Genomic DNA, 15,294 nt, shown 5'->3' with positions numbered 1-15,294 from the left:
TTTACTTAGTATATTCCACCCTGCATCTGTTAATTCTCTCCAACCTGTATCTGGCATAACAACTATCGCCCTTTTTCCTGCAAAGTACGCTTCTTTTTGTAATCCTCCACTGTCTGTTATAACAAGAAGGCTTTTTTGAACTAGCCCCATCATACTTAAATAATCAAGAGGTTCTANCATTAAGATGTTTTTTGTGTATTGTTTTAAATCAAATTCTTCTATTCGTTTCTTTGTTCTTGGATGTATAGGAAATACAACCTTTTATCTCTTTTGATATTTTGTCTAACTCTTTTCAATATAGCTTNTAAATTTGATTTGTTATCTGTGTTGAAGTCTCTGTGTATTGTGGTTACTACTATATTTATTTTCTTCTAAACTAATTTGTTGATAATACTTTCATCAAAGTATGGTTTCATCTTTAAAAAAAGATCATACATTATATCTCCTGTAAAATATACTCCTTCTTTTATGTTTTCTTTTTTTAGGTTATTCATAGCTAATTTAGAAGGACAGAATAAGTACTTAGATACATGGTCTGTTAGTACTCTATTTATCTCTTCTGGCATATCCTTTGGTTCTTGCCTTATACCTGCTTCTACATGTGCAACTGGGATTTTTAACTTTGAGCCAACTAATGCTCCAGCTAAGGTGGTGTTTGTGTCTCCATATACTAGTATAATATCAGGGCGTTCTTTTAGTACTACCTTTTCAAATTCTATCATTGTTTTGCCAGTCATTTCTGCATGTGTTCCTGAACCTATTCCTAAATTGTAATTAGCTTTTTTTATATTTAAAACTTTGAAAAATACATCAGACATGTTAAAGTCATAATGTTGTCCAGAATGAACCAGGATTTCTTCTATTCCTTCTTTTTCTAATTCTTGATTTAAAATTGCTTCTTTAATTATTTGTGGACGAGCGCCTATTAGACTGATTAGTTTCAAATTTTTCTCCCTTCCCTCTATATAAGATTTTGTTTTTTTGAAAAACAAATCATAAATTGCCTATAAGGCTAATTAACTTAGTAATTTTTATGGATTTTCTTTTGATCACGCCTTATAAAACTGTCAATTCATAAAATAATAAAGAAATTAAGGCCTTCCTCTCTTGAATTGGATTTCTTCAACAATTCTTTCCTAGTATTTCTTCTACTTTCTTGATTTCTATATCCATTCTTTGTTCCCACGACAGAATTTTATTATTTATCCTTTCTTCAATATTATTTTTATTTTTATAAATCTCCATAGAAAGTTTTACTGATTCTTCTAAAAAATTGTATGGATTTACATAATGAATATTTTCAAATTTAAAAATTTTTGAGTTATTTTCATCATCAACTGCAATAGTTTGCTTGCCTAAATACGCAGCTTCTAAAAGTTGGTTCCCTGTGTTGGCATAATCATTTAAAAGTAATATCACATCACAAACCTTATAATATAAAAACATATCATCATATTGTATTTCTCCGAGAAATTTCACGTTATCTTCAAGGTGAAAATTTTTCACCATTTTTCTGATAGTTGATTCTGTTGGTCCCCCCATTCCCCCAATAAGCAAATATGGATTATCTAACTCTTCCTTTAATTCCTTCAAGAGATAAACAGCACGGTCAATCCTTTTGAACGGATAAAATCTATTAAATATACCAAGAACTAAGTCTTTATCACCTAAATCCAATTTTAATTTAAATTTTTCCAAATCCTTTTCGCGAATACTTTTTCTGATTCTTTCATCCAAACCATTAATCAAGAAAAGTATTTTTTCTTCACTAAAACCTAATTTTCTTAATACTTCATCTCCTTTGGTTCCATCATTGGTCATAATATTTAAAGTACAATCTTTCTCATATGCCTTTTTGTGAAATAGTGTTTTTTTTGAATTTATATTATCTTTATCAATAAAAGTACCTTGAAATCTTTTAATTAGTGGTTTATTAAGTATTTTGGCTATGAAATAACCAGGATTTACTCCAAATATCTCATATGCATAAATAATGTCTGGACGGATAAAAGGAGAAAATAATAATAATCTAATACTTTCAAATATACTATAAAATAAATTAAAAAAATATTGAGTTTTAGAAATTTCAGAATTTGGTTTAATTACTTCGTTTGGATGAATACTCTCTATAATATAATCATTTTTTCCTCTTTTCTTATTTCTCCTTTTACCGTTCAAAAAGTAAGATACAAAATATGGTATACCAAAAAACTTATAATTTTTATTTTCCAGCAATTCAAATAGTTCATATTTTGTGTTTCTTTTATTATAGAAAGCGAAATGATAAACTTTGAATCCATTGTTTAAATATCCCTTTACGGTATTCGTGAAAGAGTTATTACTAGATTTTAATGGTCCGACTATACCAGAAATCAATAATACTTTTTTATTGTTCATTATTACTCCTTTTTTCTCATAATTTTAGGAATAGTATAAATTCATATCCTTCCGATAACATTAATAGCGTTGATAGCAAAAGCATAACTCAAATTGATTACTATAGCCCCGGTTTTATATCCTTTTACATAAGATAAAGACAAAACAATCATTTCTAAACTGAAATAAAAACTTAGAACTCGAGAAGCTAATTCGTTCAAAGAATTAAAGAAAATAAAGAAAAACATAAAAACTATAAAAAACGTACGTATGATTCTAAGTTGTGAAAAAATATAATCTTCTTTCTTAATCTTTCCAAAAAAATATTCACTAATAACAAAACTTAATAGAATAGGAAAATATTTTATGGTAAAATCTACTCTACCTTCTACAATATTTCGATTAAGGTAACTAGCATACGGAGTATAACTTACTATTACAGGTAGTAGAATTATTAAGATAATACTGGAAATAAAAATTAAAGTTTTTAAAAGATTTATATGAAGATTGAAGCTTAAAATAGATAATGTTCTTCTTATTTTTGAAAAAAACCGCTTTTTAGAAACATATATTATAGTTATAACTAGAAAATAAAACATTGAAGAACTTAAATGGATCATAGGTGCAAAACAAAAAACTAATAAAGATAAAATAATTTTATTATTTAAAAAAAACCAAATAGATATGAAGACTATTAAACTTGCCATGTATTGTCTTAAACCATTATTCACACCTAGTGTAAAAGCAACGGAAAAAAAAGCTAGAATATAAGATACTTTTTTATCAACTCTGTTTTTATAATCTTTTGTATAAATATTTATAACAAAAAATGTTAATACCCCTATTAAAAATTGGATTACTAGGATAACATTTCTGTTGCTTAGAAAAGGTCTCAATATTATGATTAAAAGTGAAAACAAAGGTTCAAAATACGGGTAATCAACCGAAGCAACGTAGGCAGGTATATCGTACGTGTCCGGTTTTAAAATATAAATTAATATAAAAACAATTAAAGAAAAAAATATGAAAAAATGTTTATATCTCTTGTCGTGGATTAACAAAAAAACAATATGTTGTAGAGAATATAAAAAAGCCAAAATCATATTTTCACCCGCAAGTTATAAAAATATTATTCAATTAATTCTAATATTATTTGTTATTAATCAATAGCTTAAAATTTTCGAAAACAAATGAATAGCTTTATAAAAAAATTTTGGAAAAAATAGAAAACTCTTAGCGGCCATATAAGTTCCAAAATAATAAGGAATAAAACCGAACTTTGTTTTTTTTAAATAAGTCTTATACTTATTATTTTCATTTAATGATTTTTCTACAATGGAAGAATCACCTTCAATAAGTGAAGCTTTAATAATAGCCCTGACGATTAAATAAGGGATCTTATGAGTATCAATAATCGAAATTAATTTTTCGTAGTTTTGATCCCGAGATTTCAAATAACTTTTAATTCTCTCAAAGGTCTCAACTGCTTCAAGAAGTATTAAAGAGTTTTTTGATAAAGATTCTTTTCTTGAAAGATAATTTATATAAACTTTGTTTACTGATAAAATTCTTTTAGAATTTACAAGCGTTTTTATGATAAACTCCTGATCTTCCCCTACTCTACAATTTTCAGTGTAGAATAAAGAATTATTTTTTATGGTATTCATTTTATATATGCAATTACCAGTGCATAGCCAAACTTTACCTTTTAAATATTTTTCGAGTACCTGATTACCACTTTCAATTGAAGTTATATATTTATAAAATCTATTATATGGAACTTTTATTTTACCTTCTTCATCTACTCTATTGAATCCAAAATGTACTATATCTAAATCGTTAACTTTAGCAAGTTTGTATGCGTTTTCCAAAGCTTCTTTTTCTAAAAGATAATCATCTGAATCCAGAAAATATATATATTCACCTTTTGAGGCTTCTATTCCAATATTCCTAGAAAAACTAACCCCTAATTTTGGGTTTTTTATTATTTCAAAATTTTTTTTGCTATTCGAAAGTATATCTTTTGCTACTCTGACAGTATTATCAATTGAAATATTGTCTATTATTATTATTTCAATATTATTTAAAGTTTGTATAATTACAGAATTGAGACATTTTTTCACATATTTTTCAGAGTTATACGTAGGAATAATTACTGACACAGCTATTGAGGAACTCACCTTGCCCCCCTCATTCCTAAGATAGTTTCGAGTGTTTTAAGCATTATTTGAAGGTCTAAAAAAGTGTTTCTGTTTTTTATGTAGTATAAGTCATATTCTGTTTTAATGATATAATCTTCAAGAGTAGATGTATGTTTGTAATATATTTGAGCCCAGCCTGTTATTCCCGGATTTATTTTGAGTCTGAAGTTATAAAAAGGGATTTGGCTTGACATAATATTATGGAACTTAAGCATCTCTGGTCTTGGTCCTACAATTGACATATCTCCTTTTATTATATTCCAAAATTGGGGGAGTTCGTCAAGTCTTAGTTTTCTGGTTATTTTTCCAGTTTTCAAAACCCTTTTTTCTATATCTTCGTTAGGATTATTTTCGTTTATTTCAGTTTCTTTTAATGATCTGAATTTGTTCATTATGAATATTTTTTCGTTCTTTCCCATTCTTTTTTGTTTGTAAATTATTGGTCTTCCATCTTCAATCAAAATAGCTAGACTTATTATAAGCATAAAAGGAGAAAAAATCAATAAAAGTAAAGATCCTAATAGTTTATCAAGAATTTTTTGTACAGGATCAGGTTGAGTTTCTTGGAATATTACTTCATAATACTCCTTAAATTTCTCAGCTACTTCTATTGGTATACGATTTAGGTATTTTTCTACCATGTTAGGTAAGTATTCGATTTTAAGTCCTTCCTCTTTGAAATTTTCTATTTGTGGTTTAACTCTTTTTTCTAACTGGGGATCTGTTATGACAATGGCGTCTATTGGTTGAATTGAATATTTGCTTGTACTTTGTTTTATTAATTTTTCCAAAGTTGTTGGGCTAGGGTTAATATACTGAGTGAATTTTAGTTTGTTTAAGGATTTATGAGAAATCTCATCCATGATATGACCGATCTCTGCCTTTCTTCCTATAACAAGGTAATTCTTAACGGGGATGTGTTTTTTATATATTACGTACTCAATCTTGTGTAAAACTGGAATTATAAGAATTGTTGATAACAAGTTTGTGACGAAGAACAATCTATTGAAGTAGTTTGTAAGAAAGAAATAAATAATGAGTATTACGATATAACTTACTAGTGTCCCCACTGCCGTTTTTATAACAGACTCTGTATAATTCCCCATTGGTTCTAGATCGTATAATCTGAAAGAATACAGCCCCAAATATATGATAATAGAAGAAATTAAAGATATAAATATTGGTAGTTGTAAAACTAATGAATTTATCGAGAAAATTAGCACTATATCAATGATATGAATCAATAACCTCTTCACGTAAAATCGTTTCCTCCAATCATTTGTCTAATTCCAATAGAGGATTATATCATAAGAAAGATTAAAATTGTCAGAAATTAATTTTTAAATATATAAACATTTTAAAAAATTATATCAAAAAATCAAATAAAAGTATAAGTTTCGCGTTAGATCCGGCCTCACCTTATGTTATTGGAGAATAAAAGTGATCGAAAGACCACTTTTATTTTAAGGAAAGAATTGTCTTTTTATGCTATAATATATTATATATTTTTAATTTTTAAAATGAAAGGATGAAAAAATTGAAAGGTTTACTTGAAATATTTTTGCCCTTTGCTTTAATTGTAATATTAGTTGGATTTTCAGCTCAAAAATCTATTGAAAGTGTTCAAGTTTCTCCTGATAATATACCTGAAATTCCTGAATTTTCAGAGGATGATGAGAATTTATATGAAGTTACTTTTATTGTATCTTCTGTACCAGAAAACACTTCTTCTAGCGCTTCAATTTATATTATGGGTAATTTTAATAATTGGCTTCCTGGTGATGAAAATTACAGATTTGAAAAGATGGAAGATGGGACTTACCAGTATACTTTGAAGATGCCAGCTAATACTTATATAGAATATAAATATAACTTGGGAAATTATGATAATATTGAAAAAGACTTTTTTGGTAATGAAAGGGGAAACAGAAGTTATAGATTTGATTACAACAGAGATGTAATAAGAGACGAGATAGAAAGTTGGTAGATAAATGAAGAAAGCCTATTTACTGGATTTAAATAAAAATCATTTTGAAGATGTGAGTAATTTAATACTTCCTTTTTATAACCAAGATCCCATGAACTTTTTGTTCATTGGTCCATCAGGTTTTTATGTTAAACAAGTAGCCGATCATTTAGCTTTTAAAACTAAAAGAACTATAAACAGAGATGCTTTTTTGGTTATTAATCAATATGTTACTGAAACGCTGAAAAATTATGAGCCGGAAGCTTTAATTTTGAATAGAGACTTTTTAAAAATATACATAGAAAACGAAATTTTAGATTTGATTGAATTGGAGAAAAAGGATACGGAATTTTCTGAATATTTGAATATAATTTCTAAATCTCAAAAGTCTGTTGAATATATATTAGATATTTTTGAAAAAAAGTGGGAAATTACAAGGGTGCAAGATGAAAAAGCTCTGGAATCCTCGGAAGAATATAAATTATTAGATACTTCCATAGATTACAATTCTAACTTATACAAACTATATAAGAAGTTAGAAAAAAGGCTTGAAGATATTTTAAACACTAAATTTGACACTTCTATTAAATATCAAAGAAACTATGATCCTGTTAGTGTTTACAAATGGTTTTATCAGGTTTTCCCCGAGAGATTAAAAAATGAAAACAAAAAATATATAGGGAAGAGGGTAGTGATATCAGGTTTTTTTGATATATCTCCCGCCATTCATAAAACTTTGAAAAGTATTTTTAATCTTTTTGAGGAAGTGCATTTTTTAACATGGATCAACGTTGAAGATAGAAGTTTTAATTCCATAAGTAAAATTTATGATTTTTTGAAAGATGAAGACTTTATCTTTAAACCAAGAAAGACAACTTTGAAATCATTGTTTGAAGGGAAAAATATCAGTGTATATCCTATTAAAGATGAGCTTAATGAGATAGAAATTGTTACAAAAGAAGTCAAAAGAAAATTATTGTATGAAAAAATTACTCCTGATGATTTGGCAATAATCGTTCCTAATAATTCTACTGCAAAACTTCTTTCCGACTATTTAGCAGAGGCAAAGATTCCTTTTAGGTTTAAAAATGATATTCGTCTTTCAGAAAGCCAAATTGTTTTGATACTTCTTCAACCAATAAAAACTCTTGTAAATGGTTGTCAGGTTGAGGATCTTTTGGCTATGATTGAAAGCGGTTATGGTGGGAAGATGGGACTTTCTATCGAACAAATAGAAAACTATTTAAGAAGTTTAAATTTGTTTTATGAAATTCAGAAATCTTCGTTAAAAAACAGAAAAGAGAAATGGATAAATGTGATCGATAATGAGATACAAAAAAGAAATTCTCAATTGAAAAATACTGATGAAATAGAAAGAATCGAAGAAGAACTCAAAGATTTAATAGAGATGAAGAAAGCATTTGAAAATGTTTTTTCAATATTATCAAAAATAAATGAAAGAAAAAACAAGAAAAAAGAATTCACCATTTCTGATTTTAAAAATATGATAAAAGAATGGAATGAAAAGTATCTCTTTAAAGAGGGTATCCTGGATAAGTATAAAAGTGTAACGTTGATAGAAAGAGAATTAAACGCATTAAAAACTTTTGAAAATATTATTATGAATATTGAAAGAACTTTAGAAAAAATCTTAATAAAGGAAAACAGTTTAGGAATAGAGAAATTTTACAAAATAATATCTTCTTTAATTCAGATAGAAACCTTCAGAGAATCAGAAAGCTTTGATAACACAGTGGAAATTTCTACTTTGGAAGATTCAAGGTTCTTAAAGAAAAAATTTAAGTATTTTATAGGCTTTACTGAGGATAATTACCCTTCTATTCGTATAAATCCATTTCTTTCTTCCATGAGCAATGAAGGAATTTCTATAACTAAATTATCTGAGGAAATTAGTAGAAGAAATTTATTTATTTCAGTTATATTTACGGAAAATGTTATTTTTTCTTATCCCAAATCTAAAGTAACCGGAGAACCTATTTTGCCCTCTCCATATGAGAAGGAATTTAGAAAAAATTTTCAAAATATAAATTATTCAGAAAAATTTGTTTCAAAAAGGGAGATTTTACCAAAAGATCCAGAAAATATTTTTTCTTTGAATGAATCGAAAATATATTATATTTTGAACGGTAAAAATAAGCAGTTAAATGATCAAAAAACCATTGATATAGGAAGAATGAAAAAGCAGATAAAAGATTCCGAGTGGACGTTATCTAAAAAAACTAATATCGGCAAGTTAAGTCATACTAAAATTACTGTCTATGTTGATTGTCCTTTTAAATATTATTTGGAACGTGAAAGTAGTTTAAAAGGGGATAAAGATTTCGAAAAGTTTTTCGAGGGTTTAATAAAACATCGGGTTATGAAAGAATTGTTTTCTAAATACAAGTTTTATGAAGAAATGTCTCAAAAGTATCAAAATGAAGAAGAGTTAAAAGAAGAAATAAAATCGATAGTTTTAGATGTGTGGCAAGAGTATACAGACGATCTTCTTAAGACATATAAAGCTGTAAAAGAAGTGGAAAGCGAAAAAATATCAGAAGATATTTTTTTTGCTATAGGTTCCATAATTCATGATTATTTTAAAATAGGGAAAAACATGGTATTAACTTATTCTCAGGTAATAGATACAGAGTTGGAGGTTAATTCAAAAATAGATGTTGGGGTATTTAAAGATTTATATTTAAACGCCAGAATAGACAGGATAGATCTTTTAAATGGCAATTACAGGTATATTCTTGATAATTTTGAGGATCAGTTATTACCTGAAAGTTATGCAATAATAGATTATAAAAATTCGTCGAGTTTTCAAAGTGAACAATTATTATTGTATTACTTGGCAATTATAAACTCAAAAGAGTGGAAAAACAAACTCAAAAATAACGACACCTATTTAAAATTTGAAGTTATTTCAGAAAAAAATAATAATAAATTTATTAAAATACAAAAAGATAAAATTATCTACAAAAAACACGGAAAGCGTAATAAATACGTTTCTTTTGATATAGATGAATTTTACAAGTGGTTGGGGAAAATTTTTGAAAGTATAAACGATTCTGATTTTACTCCTATAGCGTTCAGAGAAAGAAAGATACAAAGATTTTTTGAAGAAATGCATGATAAATACGAAAGTATGAAATCTCAAGAAAAATATTATGACTGTTCTTTTTGTCAATTTAGGAGTTTATGTGAATTACTACAGTATAAAGAAAGGTTTGTCCTCCCTTCACAAAAATATAAAGCCTAATCCTAAAAAATCTTTTATTTCTCAAAATAATATGGTAAAATAATTTGCGTATAAAAATTTTGAAGAAGAATTCGTTAATGTTACACTGTTTGAAATCTTAATATTCTAATGTATTAAAGACAGTATATTAAACTTGGAGGATTTAAATGCAGGAAGAAGAAAGAGAATTAACATTCTCAGACATAATCAGAATTTTTAAAAGAAGGAAATGGACTTTTATAATAATTTTTCTTTTAACGATTTTTTTTACAGTGATTTATCTTTTTTTTATCGCTACCCCTAAATATGAAGCAAAACAGGTTATAGAATACAAATCTACTTCTTCTCAACCAAGCGTATCTTTAGGATCTATGTCTGGTGCTGCCAATCTATTAGGTATAAGTTCTCCAACTGACTCAGGACTTACAACAGAAATAGAAAAGATGAAATCAGATTGGGTATTATCAAACGTTGTTAAAGACCTGAAACTGGTAGAAAAGGCAAATGAAAACAAAAGTTTTTTGCAAAAATTGAGAGGAGTAAAAATAACAGAAAGGAATCTTATAGATTCCATGAAAGAAAATATAAATATCCAAAATATTCAAGATACTAATATAATTGAGATAACTTATCAAAGTTCAGATCCATCCTTAGCTTCTTCTGTGGTTTCTCTCATTTATTCTTATTATACTGAATATGCAAGGAATCTTTATTTTGAAAACTCACAATCTTATTTGAAACAAGTAGAACAAGTATTTGCAGATGTTTCTAAAGACTATGATAAAATAAATATGGACGTTTTAGACTTTCAAACTAAAAATAAATTAACAGGAGTTTCTTTGCAAGGTACTTCAGGAAGTGCTCAAATGGTAGATCCACTAATAAACTACTATTCTGAAACGTACATGAGTATGGTGAAATTAGAATCTGAAAAAAATCAATTAGAAATTCAAAAACAAGCCATAGAAAATAATATGTTTAATATGGATTCTGAAATGAAAGAATTCATACTAACAAATACAGAAAAAGACACGCCGGTTAAAGATATAAAAGCTAAATTGGTAAACGATAGAATAGAATTAGAAACGCTCAAGATAAATTCTCCAAGTTCCCCAAGGATAGGAGGATTGGAAGCAGAAATATCTGTTCTAGAAAAAGAATTGCAAAACAACCTTGAAGCAATTTTCTCAAATAATTTAAATTTTTTAGCCTCAATCGATATGGTAACTTTCAATGAATATACTAACATTGTAACTCAACTTGAGCTATTCGATGTTACAAAACAAGTACATGAAAATATGCTTCAAGTAATAGATGAAGAAATAGCTAAGCGTTCACCTATAATGTATCAATATTTTCTTTTAAGAAAAGAACAAGCCATCCTTGAGACCCGTTATACAACTCTGTTAGCTGCATTAGAGCAGGAAAGAATGAAAGCCTCTCTATACGATGACAAGTTCACAGTAATTACCTCATCTTATATTCCGGAAAGTCCGGTTTCTCCAAATACTATATTAATTTTGCTTGGTGGATTAGTAATAGGAATAGTCTTTGGAATATTTGGAGTCTTTATAAGAGAAGTAAATGATAAAAGTATCAAAGATTACTATGAATTTCAAAGTTTATTTGGATTGCCTGATGTTGTTTTGAGGAGTTCTAATGACACAGAGAAGATTTTCAATTATATCTATCAAAAAAAATACAAAAAATTTGGACTATTGTTTTTAGGTGATTCTAAGTTAGCAGGAAACATTTCAAAGAAGATTCATTTATTTTTAAGTTCCTTAAAATCATCAAGTATGGAACTCTTTGTTTCTAAAGAAGACGAAGACTTTCAAGAAAAATTGAAACGATTTGAAAGGTTTAAAAATATGGAAGAAGCTTTTATTGTTTTTGAAGATTATAATAGTAGCGATTATATATTGTACAGAGATGAATTAGAAAAAATATTAATTTTTGTTGAAGAAAAAGTGTCAAGGTTAGAAGACATAGAAGAAATTTTAAAAAGACAGGAAGATCCAATCATAGTTTATATAAAGAAATAATATTTTTTATATTTTTACGGAGGTTAAAATATGGAAAACGAATTGACATTTGAGGATATTTTAAATATTTTTAAAAAGAGGTTTTGGTGGTTTTTCCTTACAGTAGTAGTAACGGTTACAATTACTTTATTATATTTGTTAAACGCTACTCCAATATATGAAGCTACAAGTACGCTAAAAATTGATCCTGTACAGCAAAGTTCTGTCGCTGATATTTTTGGAGTTCAAATGGGAGGTAGTTCATCTAAGATATCAACTGAAATTGAATTGATTAAAAGTAGAAGAAATTTGGAACAAGTTATTGAAAATTTAAATCTTATGGAATATTTTAAAGCTAAATCTGAAAATCCTGAAGAAGTTACAAAAAATAGTGTAATACGCACTCTTAGTGAAATGATTACTGTATCTCCTGTTAGCGATACCAATGTTGTTAAGATATCCGTTCAAAGCGAAGATCAGCAATTGGCTAGTGAAATTGCTAATAACCTGGCTTTAGTATACAACGATCTTCTAAAGAGTTTATCGCAAAACGAGTATACAGCAAGAAGAAGATTTATAGAAGAGCAAATTCCCATAGCAGAAAAAGACTTAAATGTAGCACAAGATAATCTCAGAAAATTTAAGGAAGAAAACAGTATTTTCTTGTTGGATGAAGAAGCGAAGGCAATCTTGCAATTTTTGGTATCTTATGACCAACAAATAAACACCTATCAAGTACAGCTACAAGAAGCTAATGTTAGAATTCAAACATTAAACAGTATGCTAGAAAATATGGATCAAGAGATAATTTCTTCTGAAACTATATCTATAAATCCAGTAGTAAGTAATTTAAGGAATCAGATGGTCAATATTCAGGTTCAACTAGCTGGACTTGAAGGGACAAGATCATCTAATGATCCAGATGTTTTAAGACTCAAAGAAGAATTAAATCAAGCTCAAGAAATGTTAAGAAATGAAATCACAACAATTGTAACTTCACAAGTGAAAACTTCTAATCCTCAGTATACAAGTCTATATTCTCAACTAATTCAAGAAGAGGCTAAACGCCAGGTACTTCAAGGCACTATACAATCAATAACCACTATAAGAAATAATTATCAAAATCAATTAAATCAGCTACCAGCTTTAGAGCAAAGGCTTATGGATTTTGAAAGAGAAGTAAAGGTCAAAGAAAATCTTTATGTTCTTCTTCTTGAAAAACTCGAAGAAGCTAAAATAGCTGAAGCAGGTGTAATTGGAACTGCAAATATAATAGATTCTGCCTTTGTTTCACCAAACCCTGTTAAGCCTAATAAAACGCTAACTGCAGCGATAGGTGGGGTTTTAGGTATATTTCTAGGGATTCTTGTAATATTTTTAGTAGAATATATGGATAAAAAGATTAAGGATGAAAAAGAGTTAAAATCAGTTGTTAAGGATAAACCCATTCTTGGAAGAATACCACATTTTCGAATAGAAAAGGGCTTGATGAATGAGTTGATAGTATTACGTGATCCGGTTTCACCTATTTCTGAAGCTTACAAAATGCTCGCTACCAACATAAACTTTTCTGACACAAAAGAACCAAACGTAATTAGTTTTTCTAGTTCTGGGCCTGCTGAGGGGAAAACGATTACTGCAACTAATGTTGCTATATCATATGCTCAAAGCGGTAAAAAGACATTATTAATGGATGCGGATATGAGAAGGCCAAGAGTCGAAAAAATCTTGGGTATAAAAACAAAAGACGGTTTAGTTAACCATTTATTGCGCCATATGCCTATTGAGCAAGTTATACAGAAACCAATTGAAGAACTTGAGAATTTTAGTGTTTTACCAGTTGGGGTGTTACCTCCAAATCCAACAACAATCTTAACATCTAACGAATTTAAAGATTTGTTAGACAGATTAAAAGAATATTATGAAAAAATAGTAATTGATTTACCCCCAATAATGGTTGCTCCTGATGCGGTTATTGCCTCAAGATATACCGATGGGTTGGTGCTTGTAACTAGGTATGGCCAAACAATGCGTCCTACTTTGAAATCAGCCTATGAAAATATTTTAACTTCTGGGACAAATATTATTGGTACTGTTATAAATGATGTAGATGAAAAATCTTCAAATTATTATTACTACTACTACTACTATTATTATTCAGAAAATAGTGATGAGAGTAAAAAGAAGGAAAAGAAAAGCAAGAACCCGTAGAATAAAATAAGGGGGATAGACATGTATATCGACATTCATTGTCACCTTTTGCCAGATGTTGATGATGGTGTGGAAAGTTTAGAAGAAACAATTAATGAGTTGAAAAGATATGAGGAAAATAACATAGATCATGTAATATTTACTCCTCATATTAATAATCCATCTGTGAACACAAGTATAGATAAAATAAAGAAAACATATAATGAAGTAAAAGAGACTATAGAAAATAGTGTTAATGTAAAGACATACCTTGCTAGCGAATTGTACTTAACACCGAAATATAAAGGATTTATACCTTTTAATTCTTTTGTTCTTGTTGAATTTCCAACACAACCTTTCCCAACTTATGCGCTAGATAGTATTTTCAATCTACAATTGGATGGTTATGATGTTATTCTGGTACACGTAGAAAGGTATAAATGGTTGTATGAGAATCGAGATATTATTCAACGTCTAAAAGAAATGGGGGTTTTTTTCCAGGTTAACTTTGAAGGGATAAAAACGGAAGAAGGAAAATATTATTTAGATAATCATCTAGTAGATTTTTTAGCAACGGATAATCACGGTATCTCCAACAGAAAAAGTGTGGATCTGTCTCTTTTTGAAAAATATAGTTATATAACTTCCAAAGCTTTTGATCTATTAAGAATATAATTTTTCAACGCTCGGAGGTGTTTTTTAAAACGGAACTTAAAACGATGTTAAAAGAAGAGTTTGAACTATACAAAAATAATTTATATGAAGAATATGCAAAAGTTTTGGCTGAAAATTTATTAATTCCCTTCCATGATGCACTTGAAAGATCTGAAAACCAAATAGAAGAGATACTTAAAGAAGAATCAAGTAATAAAAAAAATCAGGGATACAATATAACGGTTAATGATAATTTTGCTGGAAGAATGTGGGTTTTTGTTGATTATAAACGTAAGAATGCCTTTATTTATGACATAAGAATATTTTCAAAGTACCAAAACAAGGGTTATGCGAAAAATGCGATAATAGAATTAGAAGACAAATTGAAGCAAGAAAATATAAAAACTCTAGGTCTCAATGTGTTTGGTAATAACAAAGTTGCATATAATTTGTATAAAAGTTTAGGCTTCCAAGAAAAATATATTAGTTTAATGAAAGGATTCCAAAAACAAAAGGTTATAACCTTACCTAAATATTTAAAATTTTTACAAACTTTACTTCAAAAATTAGGTTATCAAGTTGTTGCTATAGAAATGAAGAAAAAACTAAAATAAAACCTCCCAATTTTGGGAGGTTTAT

At 28.0% G+C, this 15,294-nt stretch carries 12 protein-coding genes and 1 pseudogene; 6 read left to right on the top strand and 7 right to left on the bottom strand.

Going from position 1 to position 15,294, the window contains the following annotated elements:
- The 7 genes and pseudogenes from PW5551_RS10495 to PW5551_RS05145 form a co-directional block, all read right to left on the bottom strand.
- Positions 1 to 176 (bottom strand): annotated as a pseudogene (locus tag PW5551_RS10495) (UDP-N-acetylglucosamine 2-epimerase); the annotation flags it as partial.
- A gap of 1 nt (position 177) precedes the next feature.
- A partial coding sequence (locus tag PW5551_RS10680) for a hypothetical protein (RefSeq protein ID WP_255420124.1) occupies positions 178 to 222 on the bottom strand: 45 nt, incomplete at its 3' end.
- Between the two features lie 149 nt (positions 223 to 371).
- Positions 372 to 944 carry a UDP-N-acetyl glucosamine 2-epimerase gene (locus PW5551_RS10485; protein WP_233488444.1) on the bottom strand — a complete coding sequence of 191 codons (573 nt, stop codon included), beginning with the start codon at positions 942 to 944 and terminating at the stop codon, positions 372 to 374.
- A gap of 178 nt (positions 945 to 1,122) precedes the next feature.
- A complete protein-coding gene (locus PW5551_RS05160; RefSeq protein WP_113074732.1) occupies positions 1,123 to 2,397 on the bottom strand; it encodes a glycosyltransferase family 4 protein in 1,275 nt (424 codons plus the stop codon).
- Between the two features lie 41 nt (positions 2,398 to 2,438).
- Entirely contained in the window at positions 2,439 to 3,473 is a 1,035-nt protein-coding gene (locus PW5551_RS05155; RefSeq protein WP_233488443.1) for an EpsG family protein, read from the bottom strand.
- A 66-nt stretch (positions 3,474 to 3,539) separates the two neighbouring features.
- Positions 3,540 to 4,556 carry a glycosyltransferase family 2 protein gene (locus PW5551_RS05150; RefSeq protein WP_113074730.1) on the bottom strand — a complete coding sequence of 339 codons (1,017 nt, stop codon included), beginning with the start codon at positions 4,554 to 4,556 and terminating at the stop codon, positions 3,540 to 3,542.
- Entirely contained in the window at positions 4,553 to 5,833 is a 1,281-nt protein-coding gene (locus PW5551_RS05145) for a sugar transferase (RefSeq protein ID WP_113074729.1), read from the bottom strand. The genes PW5551_RS05150 and PW5551_RS05145 overlap by 4 nt, the downstream gene beginning before the upstream one ends.
- A 281-nt stretch (positions 5,834 to 6,114) precedes the next feature.
- On the opposite strand from PW5551_RS05145, the gene PW5551_RS05140 reads away from it, so the two are divergent.
- The 6 genes from PW5551_RS05140 to PW5551_RS05115 all read left to right on the top strand — a co-directional run bounded on the left by PW5551_RS05140 (position 6,115) and on the right by PW5551_RS05115 (position 15,269).
- Complete coding sequence (locus PW5551_RS05140; RefSeq protein ID WP_113074728.1) at positions 6,115 to 6,564, top strand: hypothetical protein; 450 nt, start codon at positions 6,115 to 6,117, stop codon at positions 6,562 to 6,564.
- A gap of 4 nt (positions 6,565 to 6,568) precedes the next feature.
- The gene (locus PW5551_RS05135) at positions 6,569 to 9,808 is read left to right on the top strand and encodes a PD-(D/E)XK nuclease family protein (protein WP_113074727.1); all 3,240 of its coding nucleotides are present in this window, start codon (positions 6,569 to 6,571) and stop codon (positions 9,806 to 9,808) included.
- A gap of 146 nt (positions 9,809 to 9,954) precedes the next feature.
- Positions 9,955 to 11,832, top strand: coding sequence for a Wzz/FepE/Etk N-terminal domain-containing protein (locus tag PW5551_RS05130; RefSeq protein WP_113074726.1), 1,878 nt, complete (start codon positions 9,955 to 9,957; stop codon positions 11,830 to 11,832).
- Positions 11,833 to 11,862: 30 nt separating this feature from the next.
- Positions 11,863 to 14,022: a polysaccharide biosynthesis tyrosine autokinase gene (locus PW5551_RS05125; protein ID WP_113074725.1), complete on the top strand. Its 2,160-nt coding sequence runs from the start codon at positions 11,863 to 11,865 to the stop codon at positions 14,020 to 14,022.
- Positions 14,023 to 14,043: 21 nt separating this feature from the next.
- Positions 14,044 to 14,676 (top strand): CpsB/CapC family capsule biosynthesis tyrosine phosphatase, encoded by a 633-nt coding sequence (locus PW5551_RS05120; protein ID WP_113074724.1) that lies wholly within the window; start codon positions 14,044 to 14,046, stop codon positions 14,674 to 14,676.
- A gap of 17 nt (positions 14,677 to 14,693) precedes the next feature.
- Positions 14,694 to 15,269, top strand: coding sequence for an N-acetyltransferase (locus tag PW5551_RS05115; protein ID WP_233488442.1), 576 nt, complete (start codon positions 14,694 to 14,696; stop codon positions 15,267 to 15,269).
- Positions 15,270 to 15,294 lie beyond the last annotated feature (25 nt).

It is taken from the genome of Petrotoga sp. 9PW.55.5.1 (assembly GCF_003265365.1).
Lineage (GTDB): Bacteria > Thermotogota > Thermotogae > Petrotogales > Petrotogaceae > Petrotoga.
Note: the sequence above shows the minus strand (reverse complement) of the source record. Positions and strands in the feature narration are given on the sequence as shown.

What these genes read in the sequence shown, in the direction of transcription:
- PW5551_RS05125 (WP_113074725.1), top strand. Translation starts at nt 11,863, where the DNA reads ATGGAAAACGAATTGACATTTGAGGATATTTTAAATATTTTTAAAAAG.
- PW5551_RS05130 (WP_113074726.1), top strand. Translation starts at nt 9,955, where the DNA reads ATGCAGGAAGAAGAAAGAGAATTAACATTCTCAGACATAATCAGAATT.
- PW5551_RS05160 (WP_113074732.1), bottom strand. Translation starts at nt 2,397, where the DNA reads ATGAACAATAAAAAAGTATTATTGATTTCTGGTATAGTCGGACCATTA.
- PW5551_RS05135 (WP_113074727.1), top strand. Translation starts at nt 6,569, where the DNA reads ATGAAGAAAGCCTATTTACTGGATTTAAATAAAAATCATTTTGAAGAT.
- PW5551_RS05120 (WP_113074724.1), top strand. Translation starts at nt 14,044, where the DNA reads ATGTATATCGACATTCATTGTCACCTTTTGCCAGATGTTGATGATGGT.